The sequence below is a fragment of the Enterovibrio paralichthyis genome, from assembly GCF_019209835.1.
Taxonomy (GTDB): domain Bacteria; phylum Pseudomonadota; class Gammaproteobacteria; order Enterobacterales; family Vibrionaceae; genus Enterovibrio; species Enterovibrio paralichthyis.
The window spans coordinates 122,723-144,625 of record NZ_JAHUTS010000011.1 but is presented as its reverse complement, the minus strand read 5'-3'; the positions used below and the strand labels follow the sequence as shown (position 1 = coordinate 144,625).

The following is a 21,903-nucleotide window of genomic DNA, read 5'->3' as shown; positions in this document are numbered from 1 at the left end:
AAATTGCCCGAACACTTTACCTCCAGCCAAACACCGGATGCAATCCGATAAAAAAGCCGCCACACGAAGGTAGCGGCTGTGTCACAAGTTTGGCTGTTTACCCTTATGGATTAACCCAACTTAACGCGCGCGTTGCGGAACATGCGCATCCATGGGCTGTCCTCACCCCAGTTATCCGGGTGCCAGGAGTTCGCCACCGTGCGGAATACACGCTCTGGATGCGGCATCATGATAGTGACGCGACCATCGCGGGTGGTGAGACCGGTAATACCGTTTGGTGAACCGTTCGGGTTCGCCGGGTAGGTTTCGGTCACTTTGCCGAAGTTATCCAGATAGCGCAGTGCAACCGTGCCCGATTGTTCAATCGCAGCCAGGTGCTCTGCATCTCGCACTTCCACGCGGCCTTCGCCATGGGAAACCGCAATAGGCATATGGGAGCCTGCCATACCGCTTAGGAACAGGGATGGGTTTTCCTGCACCTGAACCAGGCTGAAGCGGGCTTCAAAACGCTCAGATTCGTTACGGACGAAGCGCGGCCACAAGTCTGCACCCGGAATAAGCTCGTGCAGGTTAGACAGCATCTGACAGCCGTTACACACGCCCAGCGCGAAGGAATCGCCACGGTGGAAGAAACGCTCGAACTGGTCACGCGCCTGCTCGTTGAACAGGATGGATTTCGCCCAACCTTCACCCGCGCCCAATACGTCACCGTAAGAGAAGCCGCCACAAGCCACCAAGCCGTTAAACTCTTCCAGAGATACCTTGCCAGCCAATACGTCACTCATGTGAACGTCTTTGGCATCAAAGCCCGCGCGGTCAAATGCCGCTGCCATCTCAACGTGGGAGTTTACGCCCTGCTCACGCAGAATCGCCATCTGAGGACGTGCGCCAGTTGCGATAAACGGTGCAGCAATGTCTTCCTGCACATCGAAAGTCAGGTTCGCTGACAAACCTGGGTCAGTCACATCTTTCTTGGCGTCAAACTCTTGCTGAGCACCGCGTGGGTTATCGCGCATCGCCTGCATTTGGTAAGTGGTTTCCGCCCAAATGGTACGAAGCTCAGTGCGGTTTTGATCCAGCACCAGTGCGTCACCGTTCCAGATACGGACAGCATCGTCTTCTGTCAGAGTACCAATCACATGGCTACACGCTTCCAGTCCGTGCGCAGACAGCGTCGAAAGCACAGAGTCCAGATCTTCAGTGCGAACCTGAACCACCGCGCCCAGCTCTTCGTTGAACAGTGCTGCCAGTTCGTCGCTGCACTCGTCTTCCGCTGACAAGGTGTTGATGTCCACTTCCACGCCCACGTGACCGGCAAAGGCCATTTCCGCCAGTGTCACATACAGACCACCGTCACCGCGGTCGTGGTAAGCCAGCAGTTTCTCGTCGCGAACCAGTGTTTGCATCGCGTTGAAGAAGCCTTTCAACAGCTCAGGGCTGTCAACATCAGCAGGCTTGTCACCCAGTTGCTTGTAAACCTGCGCCAGCGCAGTTGCGCCCATGCGGTTTTGGCCGCAGCCAAGGTCTACCAACACCAGTGCGCTGTCGCCTTTGTCGGTGCGAAGTTGAGGAGTTACCGTTTTGCGCACGTCTTCGACACGACCAAAGGCAGTAATGATCAAAGACAGTGGCGAGGTGTTTTCTTTCTGCTCGCCGTTTTCGTCCCAGCGGGTTTTCATCGACATGGAGTCTTTACCAACAGGGATGGTCAGATCCAGCGCTGGACACAGCTCTTCACCCACCGCTTTCACCGCTTCATAAAGACCGGCATCTTCACCTGGGTGACCCGCTGCAGCCATCCAGTTTGCAGAGAGCTTAATACGCTTCAGGTCGCCAATGTCAGCACAGGCGATGTTAGTCAGGGATTCCGCAACAGCCAGACGCGCAGACGCAGCGAAGTCTAGCAGTGCCACCGGCGTACGCTCGCCCATGGACATAGCCTCACCGTGGTAAGTGTCATAGCTCGCTGCGGTTACCGCACAGTTCGCGACAGGTACCTGCCAAGGGCCGACCATTTGGTCACGCGCTACCAGACCGGTTACAGTGCGGTCACCGATGGTGATAAGGAATGTCTTCTCCGCCACAGAAGGCAAACGCAGCACACGCTGGGTCGCTTCTTCGATGTCGATACCGTCGCGGCTGATCGCCTGACCTTCCACTTTCAGCGACGTCACGTCGCGGTGCATTTTCGGTGGCTTGCCAAGCAGAATATCCATTGGCATGTCGATGGGTGTGTTGTCGAAGTGGCTGTCTTCCAGCGTCAGGTGACGCTCTTCTGTCGCCTCACCCACCACTGCATACGGCGCACGTTCACGTTTACAAATCGCATCGAACACGTCCATGTTTTCTGGCGCAACCGCCATCACATAGCGCTCTTGCGATTCGTTACACCAGATTGCCAGTGGGCTCATGCCAGGCTCGTCATTCGGTACATCACGCAGCTGGAATTTACCGCCGCGCTCACCGTCATCCACCAGCTCAGGCAGGGCATTCGAAATACCGCCCGCGCCTACGTCGTGGATAAACGCAATCGGGTTTTGCTCGCCAAGCTGCCAGCAACGGTCGATCACTTCCTGACAGCGGCGTTCCATTTCCGGGTTTTCACGCTGAACAGACGCAAAATCCAAGTCTTCAGTGGACTGGCCAGAAGCCATAGAAGAAGCTGCACCGCCACCCAGACCGATGTTCATCGCCGGGCCACCCAAAACAATCAGCTTCGCGCCGACTGGGATTTCTTTTTTCTGTACGTGCTGGTCACGGATGTTGCCCATGCCGCCTGCAATCATGATTGGCTTGTGGTAACCACGCACTTCTTCGCCGTTGTGCGAGGTGACTTTTTCTTCATAAGTACGGAAGTAGCCGAGCAGGTTTGGACGGCCGAATTCGTTGTTAAATGCAGCGCCGCCCAGCGGGCCTTCCAGCATGATATCTAGTGCGTTAACAATGCGGTTTGGTTTACCAAAATCCGTTTCCCAAGGCTGCTCAAAACCCGGAATACGCAAATTAGAAACCGTGAAGCCCACCAGACCCGCTTTTGGCTTACCGCCGATACCGGTTGCGCCTTCGTCACGGATTTCACCACCTGAACCGGTTGATGCGCCTGGCCATGGTGAAATCGCCGTTGGGTGGTTGTGGGTTTCCACTTTCATCAGGATGTGCGCCATTTCCTGATGGTAATCGTACTGGCGTGATTCAGGATTCGGGAAGAAACGGCCAACGTTCGAACCTTCCATTACAGCAGCGTTATCTTTGTATGCTGACAGCACATATTCGCTGTTGTGCTCGAAGGTGTTTTTGATCATCTTGAACAGGCTCTTTGGCTGTTCAACACCATCGATGGTCCAGTCTGCGTTGAAAATCTTATGGCGGCAGTGCTCAGAGTTGGCCTGGGCAAACATCATCAGTTCGATGTCGTTCGGGTTGCGGCCAAGCTTGGTGAAGCTTTCCACCAGATAATCGATTTCATCATCCGCCAGCGCCAGACCCAGTTCCACGTTGGCTTTTTCCAACGCCTCGCGGCCACCAGTCAGCACATCCACAGCCGTCATCGGTGCCGGTGTTGCAGTCTTAAACAGTGCTGCCGCATCGTTCAGGTTTGCGAAAATCACTTCCATCATGCGGTCGTGCAAAAGGCCAGACAGCGTTTTTTGCTGTTCGTCTGAAAGGTCAGTAGACAGTTCAACGTAGTACGCCGTACCGCGCTCCAGGCGCTTGATTTGGCTCAGGCCACAGTTACGGGCAATGTCGGTGGCTTTGGAAGACCAAGGGGAAATGGTGCCAGGACGAGGGGTAACAAGGAAAAGGGTGCCGGTTGGCGCATGCTCTGCAATAGTCGGCCCATAAGTGAGCAGGCTATCGAGCTTTTGTTGCTCACTGTCACTTAGCGGCGCGCTAAGATCGGCAAAATGGATATACTCTGCATAGAGGCTGATAACAGGTAATTGGTTCGCTTTACAGCTTTCCAGCAGTTTTTGAACACGAAACTCAGACAGAGCGGGGGAACCACGCAAAATTTCCATGTGCGTACGTCTCTCGATTAGCGGGTGAATTAAAGTGATATTGGCCTAACGCAATGATTTCAATAATATTGAGTCAATCACCGCGCTACGCCGATATCACTTCCATCGGCTTCGGGGCGCTATTATAGGGGAAAAAAGTGAGCGACGTAACACTTGACGCAACCGTTTGCGTAACTTTTTTTACCCCGCATAATCTGTCGCTAAGCTGAGCAAATCCGCAAGTAACGCTATCGCCTGAACTTTTCGCATCAAGCCAGCTTTGATATAACAGGCGCTACGAAATACGAGTGAGCATAACTTTTTGAACGAGAACGCAGTAAAACGAATCTACCAACTGCTTGCCGGGCTGTTTCTGGTGCTGTTTCTTTCCGGTTGTGAATGGAAATTTGACGACAGAACCGAGCTGGAAAAAATTCGCGATCGTGGCGTGTTGCGAGTCGGTACCCTCAATAACCAGCTTTCTTACTATATCGGGGCTGATGGCCCAACCGGTCTGGACTACGAGCTCGCCACCCAGTTTGCCCAAAGCCTTGGCGTGAAACTCGAAATGCAGCCGGCCTATACCCTTTCCGGCCTTTTCCCTGCTCTTGAGCGCGGCGATGTAGATATCATTGCAGCGGGCCTGACCATCACCAAAGACCGGCTGGATCATTTCCGTCCGGGGCCTGCGTATTACTATGTCAGCCAGCAACTGGTGTACAAAAACGGCCACTGGCGTCCGCGTAACCTGACCGAACTGAACAAAGACGGTGCGCGTGTTGCTGTGGTGGAAGGCTCCAGCCATGCCCTGACCCTTCAAGCCATCCAGCGTGAGTACCCTGATCTTATCTGGGAAAGCGTCAAAGACACTGATGACGATGAACTGCTAAAACAGGTTGCCGACGGTAAACTGGATTTCACCATCGCCGATTCTGTTGATATTGCCCTGGTGCAGCGCACCCACCCGGAAATCACCGTCGCGCTTGAGCTGACCGAAGACGAGCCTGTAGCCTGGTTCATGAAGAAAATGCAGGACGACAGTGTCTACGCGCTAATGATTGAATTTTTCGGTAAGAAAGCGCAAAACGGCGAACTGGCGTCGCTGGAAGAGAAGTACTTCGGCCATATCGACAGCTTTGATTTTGTCGACACCCGCGCCTTCCTGCGCGCCATCGACACCAAGCTGCCGAAATGGGAACCGCTGTTCAAAAAATACGCCGACGAATTCGACTGGCGTTTGCTGGCTGCCCTCTCCTACCAGGAATCACACTGGAACCCCCGAGCCATTTCGCCAACGGGTGTACGCGGCATGATGATGCTGACGCTGCCGACCGCCAAATCCGTGGGCGTGAAAAACCGTCTGGATCCGGAGCAAAGTATCAGAGGTGGCGCGGAATACCTGCGTATGATGTTGCACCGTGTACCGGAGAGCATTAACCCGAATGAGAAAATCTGGTTTGCACTGGCTTCCTACAACATTGGTTTTGGCCACATGATGGATGCGCGCAGGCTGACCAAAGCACAGGGCGGCAACCCCGACTCCTGGGCGGACGTGAAACAACGCCTGCCACTCCTGGCCAAGCGCCAGTACTACAAACAGACCCGCTACGGCTATGCCCGCGGTTATGAAGCCCTGAGCTACGTGGAAAATATCCGCCGTTACTACCAGAGTATTGTGGGTTATGAGCAGATGAATGAAGAAGCCATTACCAGCGATACGGCAGACAACCTTGAAGATCTGCAAACTATCACTGTGAGTGACGATCCACGCGATGAAGAAACGTTGGAGCGCGAAGAAAACGTGACGGTAACGCCGATTGCCGATGAGACACCTGCGCCCAACGGTGAGCAGGGCGACAAGAAAGCGGAGAAATAACTCTGCTTTCCCTTGTCATGTTGCGTTAACACTCTCAAGCTATAACGGTGACACAACAAAAAAGCGCAGCCTCGGCTGCGCTCATTCTTGAAGAAGGAAAGTTATGTTCGCCAATAAACGCAAGCAACAGGCCAATTTCTCCCGCAACTCCAGTGCGTCCGCAAACCGCCGCAAAATCAAACGTAATATGGCATTGAAAAAAGTGCTGTGGCGTCAGCGTACGTTTGCTATCCGGGAGTTTGCCATGATGGAAGAAAACTACTGATCGTCTGAACTTTCGCCGCTTTGCGCAGCCCTTTGTGCATCACGCGCCGCTTTTTTCTCTGCACGTCGACGGCGGAAAAATGCCTGTAGCTGTTCACGGCATTCCGCTTCCATCACCCCGCCCTGATAAAGCACATGATGGTTCACACCTTCATAGCTCAACAGGTTCATCACACTGCCTGCAGCCCCGGTTTTCAGATCCGGCGCACCGTAAACAACACGCCCAATTCGGCTGTGCACCATAGCCGCAGCGCACATCGGGCAAGGCTCCAGCGTCACATACAACACAGTGTCCAACAGGCGGTAGTTTTGCAGTACTTTTCCTGCCTGACGCAGCGCCATCATTTCCGCATGGGCAGTTGCATCGTGCTGGCCAATCAGACGGTTCCAGCCCTCGCCCACTACCACACCATTATGCACCGCCACTGCGCCAACCGGCACCTCACCTTCGGCCTCTGCTTTGGCTGCCAGCTCGATAGCACGTTGCATAAACTTCTGGTCTAAATCACTCTGTGTCACTGTGAATATTTTCCTGAACCGATAACGGGCGCGAAGTATATACCTAAACAACCTGAAGATGCAGGATTCAGGTTGTTTAGGTATAGCATCCTAAACACCATTTGCTTTAGCCAGTTGCAGCGCCAGAAAGTCCACCAGCAGCTTGACCCGAAGTGGCTGTAGCTGACGGTGTGGAAACAGCGCCCAAATTCCCTCCTCCATGTCCTGATAGGCATTCAGCACTTTCACCACCGCGCCGGACGCCAACGCTTCATGGAGATAGTAATCCGGCAGCTGAATTAATCCCTGCCCCCTTGTAGCGGCATCGAGCAGCGCAATACCACTGTTGCAACGCAGGGTGCCACGCACCCTCACCGAACGCTCTTTGCCATCTTCCCTGAAACGCCAGTAATCGTGCTGTCCGCGCAGGCAGTTGTGTTGGGAGAGTTCAGACAAAGTGTGGGGTGTGCCTGACTTGATCAGGTATTCCGGCGAGCCGCAGACTATCAGTCGGCGGGTTGCCAACCGGCGGCAGACCATAGAAGAGTCAGTCAGGCGGCCAAGCCGCAGGGCAACATCGCAGGAAGAATCCACCAAATCCAGCGTTGCATTGGTCAGCTCTACCTCAATCAGGATCTCGGGGTACTGCGCCATAAAATCAAGGATCAACGGCATCAGAACCTTCTCACCATAGGTCACCGGCGCGGTCAGTTTGATATGACCATTGGGGGTTTCGTGCATCTGGGTAACGGCGCTTTCCGCTTCTTTCAAGCCGTCTGCCAACATGCGGCAATGCTGGTAGTAGATCGCCCCTTCTTCGGTGGTCGATACCCGCCGCGTGGTACGAAACAGCAAACGGGTATTGAGGCGCTCTTCCAGCATGGCGACCTGTCGGCTGATGTGCGCAGTGGAAGCCCCGATACGCTTGGATGCTTTGGTAAAACTGCCGGTTTCCACTACCGCCAGAAACTCACAAATCCCTTGCCAGTCCGCCATTGTTACTCACCAGTAAATGTCAATTGTCAGAATTATGGATTATCACCACAAGGGAAACAAATAGACTAGGTTGTAATCAAGACTTGTCACAAAAGTGAACCTATTACCGTACGGTAAATCACCTAGGGTTAGTCGTTAAGGGACTGACCAACCGTTAGAGAGGACAATGCCAATGGCTGATCAATTTATCAAATCGCGTGCCGCTGTTGCCTGGGAAGCAGGGAAACCACTGAGTATCGAAGAAGTGGATGTCATGCTGCCGAAAGCCGGTGAAGTACTGGTGCGTATTGTCGCCACCGGGGTATGTCACACGGATGCTTTTACTTTATCCGGTGATGATCCTGAAGGCATTTTCCCGGCGATCCTCGGCCATGAAGGCGGCGGGATCGTTGAGATGGTAGGCGAAGGTGTCACCAGTGTAGAAGTCGGCGACCATGTGATCCCACTCTACACCCCGGAATGTGGCGAGTGTAAGTTCTGTCTGTCTGGCAAAACCAACCTGTGCCAGAAAATCCGTGAAACTCAGGGCAAAGGCCTGATGCCGGACGGTACTACCCGCTTCTTCAAAGACGGCAAGCCGATTTACCACTATATGGGTACCTCCACGTTTTCGGAGTACACCGTCTTGCCAGAAATCTCACTGGCAAAAGTGAACAAGGAAGCGCCACTTGAAGAAGTGTGCCTGCTCGGTTGTGGTGTCACGACCGGGATGGGGGCAGTGCTGAACACCGCCAAGGTGCAGAAAGGCGATACCGTTGCCGTATTCGGGTTGGGGGGTATCGGTCTTTCCGCCATCATTGGTGCAGCCATGGCAGGTGCCAGCCGCATTCTTGGTATCGACATCAACGAGAGCAAGTTTGAGCTGGCGAAAAAGCTCGGTGCGACCGACTGCATTAACCCAAGCAAGTACGACAAACCGATCCAGGAAGTGATTGTTGAACTGACCGACGGCGGCGTGGATTTCTCGTTTGAGTGTATCGGTAACGTGAACGTGATGCGCTCAGCGCTGGAGTGCTGCCACAAAGGCTGGGGCGAATCTGTCATCATCGGTGTGGCCGGTGCCGGTCAGGAAATCTCTACCCGTCCGTTTCAGCTGGTTACCGGCCGTGTATGGCGCGGTACCGCCTTCGGTGGCGTAAAAGGACGCTCTGAGTTGCCACAGATTGTGGAGCGCTATCTGGCGGGCGAGTTCAAACTGGACGATTTCATTACCCATACCATGGGGCTGGATGGGATCAATGAGGCCTTTGACCTGATGCACGAAGGGAAGAGTATCCGCTCAGTGATCCATTACGACAAATAGCCCTACGACCTCAAACAACCCCACCGCGGGCGGCTTTTCCGCCGCCCGCTATGGAGCCAGACATGAGTCTAGAGAACATCAGCAGTAACCGCAGTTTTGGCGGTTGGCATAAGCAATACACCCACACATCGCGCACGGTTCACTGCAACATGCGCTTTGCGATTTTCCTGCCACCACAGGCATCTGAATCAAACCGTGTTCCCGTGCTCTACTGGTTGTCAGGCCTGACCTGCACCGATGAAAACTTTATGCAAAAAGCCGGGGCGCACCGTGTTGCGGCAGAGCTGGGGATTGCAATTGTCGCGCCGGACACCAGTCCACGCGGCGACAGTATTCCAGACGACCCTGACGGCGCGTATGACTTTGGTCTGGGCGCAGGGTTTTACCTTAACGCCACCGAAGCCCCGTGGAACCGCTACTACCAGATGTATGACTACGTGGTAAAAGAGCTGCCTGCCGTGGTTGAGGCACATTTTCCCGTCAGCGACGTGAAGGCGATTTCCGGTCACAGCATGGGCGGCCATGGCGCACTGAGCATTGCACTGAAAAACAGTGACGACTACCGCTCTGTGTCGGCTTTTAGCCCGATTGTGAACCCTGCCGCGGTGCCCTGGGGTGAGAAAGCGTTCAGCAACTATCTGGGTGAGGACAAATCCACCTGGCTGGAATACGACAGCTGCGCGTTAATCAAAAAGGCGCACAAACACCTGCCGATGCTGATTGACCAAGGTGACGGTGACCAGTTTTTGCACGAACAGCTCAAACCCGGCAACCTCCTGCAGGCAGCCGAAGAAGCTGGCTATCCGCTGGAGCTTCGTATGCAGGAAGGCTATGACCACAGTTACTATTTCATCTCGAGCTTTATTGAAGATCACCTTCGCTTCCATGCCGAGCATTTGAAATAGCCTGACGCGAAACGCAAAAAACCCGGCCTGAGCCGGGCTTTCTTTTTTCACACTCGGTTAGAAACCCAGTGGAATGTTAAAGCTGAAGAAGACAATCAGCAGGGTTGTCCATACCGTCAGGAAAGCCGCCGAGTATGGCACCATCATCGCAATCACATCACCGAAGGTCAGGTCTGACTTGTACTTACGCATGAACGCCAGGATAACGCCCGCATAGGTCATCATCGGTGTGATGATGTTGGTTGATGAATCAGCGACACGGAACGCGGCTGAAACCACATCCGGTGTCATGTTCGGGTTCACCTGGTACAGCATAGGGATGAAGATTGGGCCCAGCAGCATCCACTTCGAGGTCAGACCGCCCACAAACAGGTTGATGATCGCCGTGGTGATGATAAAGCCGATGATCAGCAGAACCGGGAAGTTTTCCAGACCCAGCGCAGACAGAGAAGTTGCGCCCAAGTAGGTGATGTAAACGCCCAGACCTGAATAGCTCAGTACCGCCAGGAAGTTGTGGCTGAAGAAGGTCAACACCAGCACATAACCGAAGGTGTTCATCTGCTTGACCATGGCGTTAACCACGTCCTGCAGCGACTTAAACTTACCCGTGCTGTAACCAAAGCAGATACCGGTTACCGCAAACACCATCGCAATCAGCAGGATCACGTTGTTCATGTATGGCGTCACAGTGCGGCCCGCTTCATTGGTGTACGGTGCCAGAGGGCCCATTGCCAATGCTACGATGGCAACCAGAGAAGCCACCAGACCCAGACCTGCCGCACGCAGACCTTTTTGCTCGTCTTTGCTGACTTCAAAATCTGACTGCTGCAGATCTTCAGGCAAGGTGTATTCCATCTTCTCCAGACGCGGTGCAACAAAGCGTTTGGTTACCCATGCACCCAGGATGGCCAGCATAAACGTCGACACAAAGATGAAAAAGTAGTGCATGGTCGCCGGGTTCAACTCGACACCGTCTGCGGTGGTGAAAGGCACGCCCTGCGCTTCTGCGAATACACGCGCATTCAGACCCACGATAACGTCGATAGGTGTCGCCGGGATCAGGTTGGCACTGAAACCTGCCGATACACCGGCAAACGCTGCCGCCATACCGATCAGCGGGTTTTTACCTACGCCTGCGTACAGCATACCTGCCAGCGGGATCAGCACCAGGTAGCCGGCGTCTGTCGCGATGGAGCTCATGATACCCAGGAACACCAGCAGCATTGGCAGCCACTTTTCGTTCAGGCGAAGGCCAACACGCTTGATCACCGCACCCAGCAGGCCTGAGTTTTCTGCGATACCCACACCCAGCATCACCACCAGGATAACGCCCAGTACGCCGTGGCCGAACTTCAGCCAGTTTTCCAGAATCGCGTTGTCGAACATCCAGCGGACGTTTTCTGTCGCCAGCATGCTCTTAACGGTGTGACTGACAGGGTTACCATCGGCACCTGTCGTCTGAAATTCCATTCCACCAATCAATCCTGTCAGGGCCAGCGCAGCCACAAAAAGGAACATAAAAATGATCACAGGATCGGGGATTTTTTTACCTACGCGCTCGATGAACGCAATTGCGCCTTTCTGTTGAGGCGCTCCTTGTAAAACTTGACTCATTTCGTACCACCTTATCGATGAGTTCATGCCGACACATCACTATGTACTTTCACACACAGCAACCGCAGGCTTATCCGTTATATTTGCCCCACGAACTTAGCAGATGACTCTTTTGGAGTAAAATTCCGAAAAATGAGATTTTATGAAATTAATATCTGTTATTTTTCATTGGAAAATAATTTATGCGTGTCATTTACACCCGCATCAGCAGATAGTGTGAGATAAAGCTCAATAGCCAGCAGATACAACTCTTATACAAAATTTCACAAAACCTTTAATGTATGGATTTTTGTTTTGCGCTAGTTAACAAAATGTAGCACGGATGCCGTCCGCACTTTTCATCAGGCAGAAAAAAGCCCTGCTCAATGGCAGGGCTTTTGATGTAATCCAGCGAATTACATCTGGTAAGTGTATGGTGCCTGGATACCCAGAGGAATGCCCAGTGCCCAGTACGCCAGCAGGAACAGAGACCAGCCAATCAGCATCGCAATAGAGTACGGCATCATCATAGACGCCAGCGTGCCGATACCAGAGCTCTTCACGTAGCGTTGGCAGTAAACAACAACCAGTGGGAAGAACACCATCAGTGGAGAGATGATGTTAGACACTGAGTCACCTACGCGGTATGCCGCCTGAGACAGCTCAGGAGAAATACCCAGTGCCATCAGCATTGGTACCAGGATTGGACCAATCAGTGCCCATTTCGCAGACGCAGAACCAATCAGCAGGTTAACGAACGCAGTCAGCAGGATCATACCTACGATGGTCAGCTGACCTGGCATATCCAGTGCTTTCAGGAACGCTGCACCTTCCAGTGCCAGCAGAGTACCGATGTTCGACTGACTGAACGCGGCCAGGAACTGAGCACAGAAGAAAGACATCACCAGGTATGAACCCATGGTCGACATGGTGGTGCTCATCGCCTTGATGATTTCGCCCTGGGTTTTGAACGTACCCGCAACGCGGCCGTAAACCACACCAGGGATAACAAACAGGATGAAGATCAGTGGAACGATAGATTTCATCAGCGGCGCAGAGAACGCAGTCAGCTCACCGTCTGGAGAACGCAGTGCTGAGTTTTCTGGGATAAGCGCAACGATAAGCAGCGCGATACCCGCCAGCATTGCCAGACCTGCACGGTTGAATGCTTTACTTTCAATTGCCGTGAAGCTGCCCAGATCCGGTGCTTTTTCCGCATCGTCATCGATAGGCATTTTGCTCAGGCGCGGCTCGATGATTTTCTCAGTCACATACCAGCCGATACCTACGATCAGGAATGATGACAGACCGGTGAAGTACAGGTTCGCCAGTGGGTTAACCACGTAGTCTTTATCCAGAACCTGTGCCGCAGACTGGGTAAAGCCCGCCAGCAGTGGGTCAATACCTGCCGGGATGAAGTTAGCAGAGAAACCGCCTGATACACCCGCAAATGCTGCTGCAATACCCACCAGTGGGTGACGACCCGCTGCATGGAAGATGATACCGCCCAGTGGAATAACCAGAACGTAGCCCGCATCCGCAGCCGTGTGCGAAACGATAGCCACCAGGATCAGCGCTGGCGTCAGCAGCTTCTTCGGTGTCACGTTCAGCATCTTCTTAAGACCGGTAGTGATAAAGCCTGACGCATCCGCCACGCCCACACCCAGCATTGCTACCAGTACGATCCCCATTGGCGCAAAGCTGGTGAACGTCGTCACCATATTCGCCAGGAAGTTCGCCAGTGCAGTACCGGTCAGAAGGTTATTGATTTCTACAGCCTGTCCAGAAATAGGATGGATCAGGCCAAAATCGACCTGAGAAAGTACGGCGGACAGACCCCAGACAATCAGGAGGCCATAGAAGAACAGGAGTGCAGGATCAGGAATTTTGTTACCTGCCCGTTCAATCCAGTTAAGGAATTTTTCCATACCGCCATTCGGCGCTTCTGGAGAGTTGCTCATAGCATGGTTACTCATTTAAAGCTCCATGGTTGTTAGTGTGTGTTTGCATCAGTCGCTTAATCCATCAGGTGGATTCACAATGACGTCATAATTATTCAACAGCATAAAATACACATATCAACCGAAATTAATAGCGCCAAATTTCGATTAAATACACACATTCAGCATATTAATTCAATATCAACACAACAAACAAACATGAATAAAACAAAGAAGCACCAAGGTGACAACAAACACAATAATGCCGTTACTTTTGCTCAGAAAATAAGTATCGGGCAGGTTTAAAAAGCAGCGCGTAGCGGTAGTGAGAGAAGAACACAATCCTTCGCGGGTGCGAAGGATTGTGTGTTTACACGGGAAGCCTCAGAGGAAACTAGAGGACAGTAAAGTCGAACATATCTGCCGAAACGGTCGTGGCATCAAACTGCAGCAGGGTGATCTGGGTATCGTCATTGGCAAAACTGAGAACAGTGGACCCACCCACCTGCTCGGCGTTCACGTCGCTGAAATGCAGGGCAATAGAAGCATCAATTTTCAACGTGTCTTCGCCTTTGACAAAATCACGGACAGTGTCGTCACCGGTTGCCTCGCAGAACACAAACACATCGTTCCCCTCACCACCGATAAGCACATCATCACCACGACCGCCCCAAAGGGTATCGTTACCCGCCCCACCGGAGAGGATATCGTTGCCGCCGTTACCGAAGAGGGTATCGTCGCCGAGGCCACCATTAATGTCGTCATCACCGTGACAGTCATCAGGGATCAGAGAGACATTGTCAATCAACGCACCAATACAGTCAGAGTTCCCAGTGCCGGTAAAGGCCAGTGTGATGCTCTCTGTTCCTTGCGGCACGATGATGCTGGTTTCAAATTCATGGTAAACACGCTCAAGTCCATCATTGGTAAACGACTGGCTGAACAGCACATTGCCATCTTGGTCAAAGACCTCCACCGTAAATGGGCTGGTCGTGTTGTCTGAGCCCCGGAAACGGTTGGCAAAATCAAAGGAGAATGCCATCTCATTGTCCCCGTCCTGTGTCAGCGAGGAGACATTGATATCCTGACGGACAGACGTGTTAATCGTGCTGTCGAGCTCAATCACTGTGTTGGTGTAGGGGTTATCCGGTGTACCGCCAAACTGCCCTTGCTGAACTTCAATACGGGTTTCGTCTGCGCTGTACCATCCGGAGATCTGGTTGTCGTATAGCAGAGTCCATTTGTTACCGGCGTTGTCACCCCACTCTTCAAAATCGCCGTTGATAACGATGTTCGTGTCCAGATCGTTCAGACATGGAGCTTCACCGGCATCGTCGCCGTAGATAACGTCGTTACCCGTTCCGCCATCGATAATATCGTCGTCACAGCCGCCATCAATACTGTCATTGCCGCCATTACCAAAAATTACATCCTGGCCATTTCCACCATCGATAACATCATCACCGGCGCACTCTTCCGCGACCAGTTCAACGTTGTCTATCAACGCGCCAATGCAGTCTGATGCCCCTGTTCCTGTGAAACTGAGCGTAATGCCCGTAACTCCCTGCGGAATAACAAATGTGGCATCAAAGTGGTTGTAGGTTTTCAGGGTGGAATCATTGTCGAAAGACTGGCTGAAAAGCAGGTTTCCGTCCTGGTCAAACACATCAACATCAAATGGACTGGTGGTGTTGTCTGAGCCCCGGAAACGGTTGGCGTAATCAAAGGAGAAACTCATCTCCTGATCGGCACTGGCCGTCAGGCTGGACACGTCAATGTCCTGACGCACGGACACGTTGACAGTGCTGTCGAGCTCGATCACCGTATTGGTATAGGGATTTGCAGGCGTGCCGCCAAACTGGCCTTGCTGCACTTCGATCCGGGTATTGCCTTCGCTGTACCAGCCAGAAATTTGGTTGTCGTAAAGCAGGGTCCATTTGTTACCGGCGTCATCCCCCCACTCTTCAAAATCACCATTCACAACAAGGTTGATGGCATCACCATATACCAGGTCGTTGCCGTTACCACCGTCGATCTGGTCATTGTCACAGCCGCCGGAAAGCACATCATCACCGTCACCGCCATCCAGCTTGTCATCGTCTTCACCTGCCCAGAGATCGTCATTGCCATCTCCCCCAATCAGGCAATCATCACCAAAGTAACCTTCCAGCTTGTCATCACCCTCACCACCATCCATGTAATCGCTGCCAGCCTGACCAAACAACATATCGTTGCCTTTGCCGCCATACATGAAATCATCACCGTCACCGCTCAGGAGGACATCGTTTCCATCACCGCCATATTGCCAGTCGACACCGTTTTCCCCCCAAAGGTAATCATCACCGGTACCGCCATACTGGGTGTCATTGCCGTCACCGCCCCAAAGCACGTCATTGCCAGCACCGCCGACAAGCTTGTCATTCCCCGCTTCGCCGAAAAGCACATCATCATCAGCGCCACCGTTGAGGTAGTCGTCGCCGAGACCGCCGCGGATCTTATCAATGCCCTCACCACCGTAGAGCCGGTCATTTCCGATACCGCCATAAATGGTGTCGTTGCCTACACCGCCATAGATCAGGTCTGCGCCGTCACCGCCGTCGATATTGTCGTTACCTTCATTGCCGTAAAGGGTGTCATTTCCCCCGCCGCCGACAATGCTGTCATCTCCCAGTCCTCCCAGTATTTTGTCGTTCCCGTCGCTGCCTAGCAGGGTGTCATTGCCCTCACCGCCATCGATGTAATCATCACCGCCTTCGCCGCGAATGTAGTCATCACCTGTTGAGCCATAGATAACGTCAGCATCGATTGTGCCCACCAGCGTGTCGTCATTGATTGTGCCGTTGATTGTAGCCATAACAATATTACCTTTATGCATCTAGAAGACTGGACATATCAGGCTACGACCTTTGTTGGGTGACATTCGTAAGCCCCACAGGTGAGCCTAAATTTTTGGAGCATCCAACTCCGAATATGGCAAAGCAGTTCAAATCTGCAATGTGCGCAACTGGCATGAAAAAGTATGCAGCACGGGTTAAATTAGCCGTGATTAAAAAAGCATTACCTTATAAAGGATGGGGTAATACTGCCTGGAAAATGAGGCTGCCATGTTTGCCATTTCCTTAACGGCTATTACTCCGGGGAGGCATCAATTCGCTGAAATTTTTGGACAAAGGATCTGCATTTGAACTGAAGAGGCGCATCTGGATTACGGAAGATGCGGTTGTGGTAATGATGGTCACCGGGATAAAAAAAGCCCTGACAGAATAATCAGGGCTCATTGGCATTGAGGATTTACCGCATACTTTACTGATTAGTAATTAATGCATTATTCCCACTCAATGGTTGCAGGCGGCTTACCGGAAATATCGTAAACCACGCGGCTGATGCCGTTCACTTCGTTGATGATGCGGTTTGATACGCGACCCAGGAAGTCGTATGGCAGGTGTGCCCAGTGCGCGGTCATAAAGTCGATGGTTTCTACTGCGCGCAGTGAAACAACCCAGTCGTATTTACGGCCATCGCCCATTACGCCTACAGAGCGCACTGGCAGGAACACGGTGAATGCCTGAGACACTTTGTTGTACAGGTCAGCTTTGTGCAGCTCTTCAATGAAGATCGCATCCGCACGACGCAGCAGGTCACAGTACTCTTTCTTCACTTCGCCCAATACACGCACGCCCAAACCTGGACCCGGGAACGGGTGACGGTACAGCATGTTGTACGGCAGACCCAGCTCCAGACCAATCTTACGCACTTCGTCTTTGAACAGCTCTTTCAGCGGCTCAACCAGACCCATTGCCATTTCTTCTGGCAGACCACCTACGTTGTGGTGAGATTTGATAACGTGTGCTTTACCGGTCTTAGACGCAGCAGACTCGATAACGTCAGGGTAGATTGTGCCCTGTGCCAGCCATTTCGCGTTCTTCAGTTTCTTCGACTCTTCATCGAAGACGTCAACAAACACATGGCCGATTTTCTTACGCTTGGCTTCTGGATCCGCAATGCCTTCCAGCGCAGTCAGGAAGCGCTCTTCAGCATCAACGTGAACAATGTTCAGACCGAAGTGGTCACCGAACATTTCCAGTACCTGCTCTGCTTCGTTCAAGCGCAGCAGACCGTTATCCACGAATACACAGGTCAGCTTGTCGCCGATCGCACGGTGGATAAGCATAGCCACTACCGATGAATCCACACCGCCAGACAGGCCAAGGATTACTTCATCGTCACCCACTTGTTCTTTGATACGTGCAACGGCATCTTCGATGATTGACGCTGGCGTCCACAGACGCTCACAACCACAGATATCCATCACAAAGCGTTCCAGCATACGGTGACCTTGGCGGGTATGAGTCACTTCTGGGTGGAACTGTACGCCGTAGAAGCGTTTTTCTTCGTTCGCCATTGCCGCAAACGGACAGGTGTCAGTTGACGCCACTTTTACGAAGTCAGCTGGGATTTCCACCACTTTATCACCGTGGCTCATCCAAACATCCAGTACGCCTTTGCCGTCTTCATTGATGGAATCTTCGATACCTTCAAACAGGCTGCCCGCATTGTCGATGGTCACTTTCGCGTAGCCGAATTCACGCTCGTCAGAGCCAGCAACTTTACCGCCCAGCTGCTCAGACATGGTTTGCATGCCGTAGCAAACGCCCAGCACTGGTACGCCCGCGTTGAACACGTATTCCGGAGCACGTGGTGAACCTTCTTCAGTCACGCTCTCTGGACCACCAGACAGAATGATACCGTCCGGGTTGAAGTCACGGATGTCCTGCTCTTCTACATCCCAGCCCCACAGCTCACAGTAAACACCGATTTCACGGATGCGGCGTGCGATAAGCTGGGTGTACTGAGAGCCAAAGTCGAGGATCAGAATACGTTGGTCATGAATGTTTTGCGTCATTTCAGCTTTTCTCAAAAAGTCATGGAGACAAGGGGCCGGAGCCCCTTTTGATTAAATCGTAAAATTATTGGCCAGTACGGTAGTTAGGCGCTTCTTTGGTGATAGTCACGTCATGTGCGTGTGACTCGGTCATACCCGCACCCGTGATGCGCACAAACTCTGCCTTGGTACGCAGGGTTTCAATCGTTGCTGAGCCAGTCAGGCCCATGCACGAGCGCAGACCACCCATTTGCTGGTGAATGATCTCTTTCAGACGGCCTTTGTACGCTACGCGGCCTTCGATACCTTCCGGTACCAGCTTGTCTGCTGCGTTGTCAGTCTGGAAGTAACGATCAGAAGAACCTTTAGACATCGCGCCCAGCGAGCCCATTCCACGGTAAGATTTGTATGCGCGGCCTTGGTACAGTTCCACTTCACCTGGAGATTCTTCAGTACCTGCCAACATTGAGCCCACCATCACACAGGATGCACCGGCAACGATCGCTTTACACATGTCGCCAGAGAAGCGGATACCGCCGTCTGCGATACATGGAATGCCATATTGCTCAGCCACTTCAACCGCGTCAGAAATCGCAGTGATTTGTGGAACACCAACACCGGTAACGATACGGGTAGTACAGATTGAACCAGGGCCGATACCTACTTTTACGGCGTCCACACCCGCTTCAATCAGGGCTTTCGCGCCAGCACCTGTCGCGACGTTACCGCCGATGATTTGCAGATCAGGGAAAGCAGCACGTGTTTCACGGATACGCTGCAGTACACCTTCAGAGTGGCCGTGTGATGAGTCAATCAGCAGTACGTCAACGCCTGCTTCAACCAGAGCCGCGATACGCTCTTCGTTACCTGCACCTGCACCAACCGCTGCACCTACACGCAGACGGCCTTGCTCGTCTTTACATGCGTTTGGTTTGCGCTCGGCTTTCTGGAAATCTTTTGCAGTGATCATGCCTGAGATGTGGTGGTTGTCGTTCACGACCAGCACTTTCTCTACGCGGAATTGTTGCATCAGCTTTTGCACTTCTTCGCGGCTTGCACCTTCTTTAACCGTCGCCAGACGATCTTTAGGTGTCATCACTTCCTCAACCTTCAAGTTCAGGTCTGTCACGAAGCGAACGTCACGGCCAGTAATGATACCCACCAGCTCGTTGCTGCGAGTGACAACCGGGAAGCCTGCAAAACCGTGTTTTTCGGTCAGTGCTTTTACATCTGCGATGGTTTGATCCGGGGTAACCGTGATAGGGTTTGAAACCACACCGGCTTCGAAGATTTTCACCAGGCGAACTTGTTCAGCCTGCTGTTCAATTGACATGTTTTTGTGGATAAAACCGATGCCACCTTCCTGAGCCAGTGCGATCGCCAGACGGGCTTCAGTCACTGTATCCATCGCAGCTGAGATCAGCGGGATGTTCAGGGAGATTTTCTTTGTCAATTGCGTGCGCAAGTCGGCAGTGTTAGGGAGTACGGTTGAGTGTGCTGGAACCAGCAAAACATCATCGAAAGTGAGGGCTTCTTTAGCTATTCGTAACATTGCAATATCTCACGCCAAAATAAAATACGGGGGGTTCAAAATATTGCCGCCGCATTATACTGACGACGCAAACGTTTGGCTACAGATTTTTACGAAAACGTTTGGCATCATTTTTTTCACTCTTTACCATACGTTCAACTCATTGAAATTATAGGCAATCCTTGGACATGAACTTGCGCAACGACAACATCTACACCGTCTCCCGCCTCAATGCTGAGGTGCGCCTGCTGTTGGAAAATGAAATGGGTATCGTCTGGTTGGTCGGGGAAATTTCCAACCTGATGGTGCCGGTATCCGGTCACTGGTACTTCACTCTCAAAGACAGTCAGGCGCAGGTAAAGTGCGCCATGTTTAAAGGCAATAATCGGCGGGTGACGTTTAAACCGGCAAACGGAAACCAGGTATTAGTGCGTGCGCGTCTCTCCCTTTATGAACCTCGCGGTGACTACCAAATCATCGTGGAAAGCATGCAACCTGAAGGTGATGGCCGTCTGCAACAGCAGTTTGAACAACTGAAAATGCAACTGGCCGCAGAGGGGCTTTTCGCCGCCAGCCAGAAAAAAGCACTGCCTGAGCAGCCGAAACGTGTCGGGATTATTACCTCAAAAACCGGCGCTGCACTGCATGATATTCTGCATGTGCTGAAACGCCGTGACCCCAGCCTGCCAGTGGTGATTTATCCCACCCAGGTTCAGGGCAAAGATGCAGCGATACAGATTGCTCAGGCGATCGGACGCGCTAACAGCCGCAACGAATGTGACGTGCTGATCGTTGGCCGTGGCGGTGGTTCGTTAGAAGATTTGTGGTGCTTTAACGAAGAGATTGTCGCCCGCACTATTGCGGCGAGCTCGATTCCCATTGTTAGTGCAGTGGGACATGAAGTGGATGTAACGATTGCCGATTTTGTCGCTGATGTCCGCGCGCCAACGCCGTCGGCAGCAGCCGAACTGGTCAGCCGGGATACCTCGGTACGCGCCCAGCAGTTCCTGCAGCGCGCCGATCGCCTGGCACATGTATTCAGCCGCTTACTTGGCCGCCAGCAGGAAAGGCTTACCCGCCTCCAGCACCGTCTGGCGATGCAACATCCTAAAGCAAGGCTTCAGCAACAGGCACAGCAACTGGATGAATTGGACAGACGTTTATCCCGGGCCATGCAGCAGAAACTGCAGACTGAAGCCCAGCGCTTGGACCGGTTGGCGGTAAAGCTTGACCGTTACTCTCCTGCCAGCCAGTTGCCCGGTTTAAAAACCCAGCTGGGTTACAGTGAACAGCGATTGATAGAGGCGATGCGGCGCCAGTTGCGCCAACAGCAACACGCTCTGGCGCTGAAAATGGAAACTCTGGATGCCGTCAGCCCGCTGGCGACACTGGCGCGCGGCTATTCCATTTCAAGAGATGACAGAGGGGATGTGATCCGTTCTGCATCCTCTGTTAAGAAAGGCGATCGGATCACCACCACTCTTGCTGACGGTGAGATCCAGTCACAGGTGATCTGATCGATCATCCAAACCAACGAAAACGGTGTCACTCAGACACCGTTTTTTGTTCCTCAAACACATAGCTGGCGCTGGACTTCGATTTCAATTCATTGCAGCTGTTACAGAAGTAGTTCACGGCACCACAGGCGCGTAGCTTTTCCAGTTCCGCACCACAGACGTTGCAAAATGCCTGTTTAACATAGGCTTTTTCACACGATTCACAAAAATAGTGTCCGTTGTTCCACACCAATTCTTTACCGCACTCTGGGCAGTAGTTTTCCATCAAGCTTTTCCTTCTCTTCTCAAGTCGCAAACTTTTCACACAAAAAGGCGCGACGATCTTCGCTGCGCTATTCTACCCTTAGCCCGAGTGGAAAATGAACAGCCTGCCGCTGGATCCGATCAAGATCGTCCGATCACAGCAATAATGGGATCCGATCAGCGATCACCCCTTAAAAAAATATTTATCAATACAACCCCCGAAAGCATAAGTTACATGTTCTGCATATGGATTCTCAACGATATTAAATATCGTTAATTTCAATAAATATAGCCACACACAGCATTTAATAAATACAAGGTGCAGTAATGAGCGAGTAATAATTGCGCTTTGCCACT

General features: G+C 52.5%; 14 protein-coding genes. 5 read left to right on the top strand and 9 right to left on the bottom strand.

Features of this window, described 5'->3' with window-relative positions; translation table 11 throughout:
- Window positions 1–110: 110 nt before the first annotated feature.
- Window positions 111–4,019 (bottom strand): phosphoribosylformylglycinamidine synthase, encoded by a 3,909-nt coding sequence (gene purL / locus KU854_RS14505; protein WP_218359192.1) that lies wholly within the window; start codon window positions 4,017–4,019, stop codon window positions 111–113.
- A gap of 301 nt (window positions 4,020–4,320) precedes the next feature.
- Between purL and mltF the strand changes: the two genes are divergently transcribed.
- Together mltF and KU854_RS14495 are read left to right on the top strand one after the other, a co-directional pair.
- Complete coding sequence (gene mltF / locus KU854_RS14500) at window positions 4,321–5,874, top strand: membrane-bound lytic murein transglycosylase MltF (RefSeq protein ID WP_218359191.1); 1,554 nt, start codon at window positions 4,321–4,323, stop codon at window positions 5,872–5,874.
- A gap of 103 nt (window positions 5,875–5,977) precedes the next feature.
- Window positions 5,978–6,139: a hypothetical protein gene (locus tag KU854_RS14495; RefSeq protein ID WP_218359190.1), complete on the top strand. Its 162-nt coding sequence runs from the start codon at window positions 5,978–5,980 to the stop codon at window positions 6,137–6,139.
- Here KU854_RS14495 and tadA read toward each other — a convergent pair.
- Complete coding sequence (tadA, locus tag KU854_RS14490) at window positions 6,133–6,657, bottom strand: tRNA adenosine(34) deaminase TadA (protein ID WP_336245253.1); 525 nt, start codon at window positions 6,655–6,657, stop codon at window positions 6,133–6,135. The two genes, KU854_RS14495 and tadA, sit on opposite strands and share 7 nt — an antisense overlap.
- Window positions 6,658–6,747: 90 nt before the next feature.
- Window positions 6,748–7,632: a LysR family transcriptional regulator gene (locus KU854_RS14485; protein ID WP_218359189.1), complete on the bottom strand. Its 885-nt coding sequence runs from the start codon at window positions 7,630–7,632 to the stop codon at window positions 6,748–6,750.
- A 172-nt stretch (window positions 7,633–7,804) separates the two neighbouring features.
- On the opposite strand from KU854_RS14485, the gene KU854_RS14480 reads away from it, so the two are divergent.
- Both KU854_RS14480 and fghA read left to right on the top strand, forming a co-directional pair.
- Window positions 7,805–8,935, top strand: coding sequence for an S-(hydroxymethyl)glutathione dehydrogenase/class III alcohol dehydrogenase (locus KU854_RS14480; RefSeq protein WP_218359188.1), 1,131 nt, complete (start codon window positions 7,805–7,807; stop codon window positions 8,933–8,935).
- 62 nt (window positions 8,936–8,997) lie between these two features.
- On the top strand, window positions 8,998–9,840 hold the full coding sequence (fghA, locus tag KU854_RS14475; protein ID WP_218359187.1) for an S-formylglutathione hydrolase: 843 nt from the start codon (window positions 8,998–9,000) through the stop codon (window positions 9,838–9,840).
- 57 nt (window positions 9,841–9,897) lie between these two features.
- Here fghA and KU854_RS14470 read toward each other — a convergent pair whose 3' ends face one another.
- From KU854_RS14470 to guaB, 5 genes are all read right to left on the bottom strand, one after another.
- Window positions 9,898–11,454, bottom strand: a complete 1,557-nt coding sequence (locus KU854_RS14470; RefSeq protein WP_218359186.1) for an AbgT family transporter — start codon at window positions 11,452–11,454, stop codon at window positions 9,898–9,900.
- A 395-nt stretch (window positions 11,455–11,849) separates the two neighbouring features.
- Complete coding sequence (locus KU854_RS14465; protein WP_218359185.1) at window positions 11,850–13,409, bottom strand: AbgT family transporter; 1,560 nt, start codon at window positions 13,407–13,409, stop codon at window positions 11,850–11,852.
- 358 nt (window positions 13,410–13,767) lie between these two features.
- Window positions 13,768–16,227 carry a calcium-binding protein gene (locus tag KU854_RS14460; RefSeq protein ID WP_218359184.1) on the bottom strand — a complete coding sequence of 820 codons (2,460 nt, stop codon included), beginning with the start codon at window positions 16,225–16,227 and terminating at the stop codon, window positions 13,768–13,770.
- A gap of 471 nt (window positions 16,228–16,698) precedes the next feature.
- Window positions 16,699–18,276: a glutamine-hydrolyzing GMP synthase gene (gene guaA / locus KU854_RS14455; RefSeq protein WP_218359183.1), complete on the bottom strand. Its 1,578-nt coding sequence runs from the start codon at window positions 18,274–18,276 to the stop codon at window positions 16,699–16,701.
- A gap of 64 nt (window positions 18,277–18,340) precedes the next feature.
- Window positions 18,341–19,807 (bottom strand): IMP dehydrogenase, encoded by a 1,467-nt coding sequence (gene guaB / locus KU854_RS14450; RefSeq protein WP_218359182.1) that lies wholly within the window; start codon window positions 19,805–19,807, stop codon window positions 18,341–18,343.
- Between the two features lie 167 nt (window positions 19,808–19,974).
- Here guaB and xseA point away from each other — a divergent pair, with 167 nt between their 5' ends.
- Complete coding sequence (gene xseA, locus KU854_RS14445) at window positions 19,975–21,303, top strand: exodeoxyribonuclease VII large subunit (protein ID WP_418885861.1); 1,329 nt, start codon at window positions 19,975–19,977, stop codon at window positions 21,301–21,303.
- A 28-nt stretch (window positions 21,304–21,331) separates the two neighbouring features.
- On the opposite strand, the gene KU854_RS14440 is transcribed toward xseA, so the two are convergent.
- Window positions 21,332–21,568, bottom strand: a complete 237-nt coding sequence (locus KU854_RS14440; protein ID WP_218359180.1) for a zinc ribbon domain-containing protein — start codon at window positions 21,566–21,568, stop codon at window positions 21,332–21,334.
- Window positions 21,569–21,903: the final 335 nt, after the last annotated feature.

Bases quoted from the DNA above. Each gene is read 5' to 3' on its own strand.
- purL (WP_218359192.1), bottom strand. From the start codon at position 4,019: ATGGAAATTTTGCGTGGTTCCCCCGCTCTGTCTGAGTTTCGTGTTCAA.
- KU854_RS14495 (WP_218359190.1), top strand. From the start codon at position 5,978: ATGTTCGCCAATAAACGCAAGCAACAGGCCAATTTCTCCCGCAACTCC.
- KU854_RS14485 (WP_218359189.1), bottom strand. From the start codon at position 7,632: ATGGCGGACTGGCAAGGGATTTGTGAGTTTCTGGCGGTAGTGGAAACC.
- KU854_RS14480 (WP_218359188.1), top strand. From the start codon at position 7,805: ATGGCTGATCAATTTATCAAATCGCGTGCCGCTGTTGCCTGGGAAGCA.
- fghA (WP_218359187.1), top strand. From the start codon at position 8,998: ATGAGTCTAGAGAACATCAGCAGTAACCGCAGTTTTGGCGGTTGGCAT.
- KU854_RS14470 (WP_218359186.1), bottom strand. From the start codon at position 11,454: ATGAGTCAAGTTTTACAAGGAGCGCCTCAACAGAAAGGCGCAATTGCG.
- KU854_RS14465 (WP_218359185.1), bottom strand. From the start codon at position 13,409: ATGAGTAACCATGCTATGAGCAACTCTCCAGAAGCGCCGAATGGCGGT.
- KU854_RS14460 (WP_218359184.1), bottom strand. From the start codon at position 16,227: ATGGCTACAATCAACGGCACAATCAATGACGACACGCTGGTGGGCACA.
- guaA (WP_218359183.1), bottom strand. From the start codon at position 18,276: ATGACGCAAAACATTCATGACCAACGTATTCTGATCCTCGACTTTGGC.
- guaB (WP_218359182.1), bottom strand. From the start codon at position 19,807: ATGTTACGAATAGCTAAAGAAGCCCTCACTTTCGATGATGTTTTGCTG.
- xseA (WP_418885861.1), top strand. From the start codon at position 19,975: ATGAACTTGCGCAACGACAACATCTACACCGTCTCCCGCCTCAATGCT.
- KU854_RS14440 (WP_218359180.1), bottom strand. From the start codon at position 21,568: ATGGAAAACTACTGCCCAGAGTGCGGTAAAGAATTGGTGTGGAACAAC.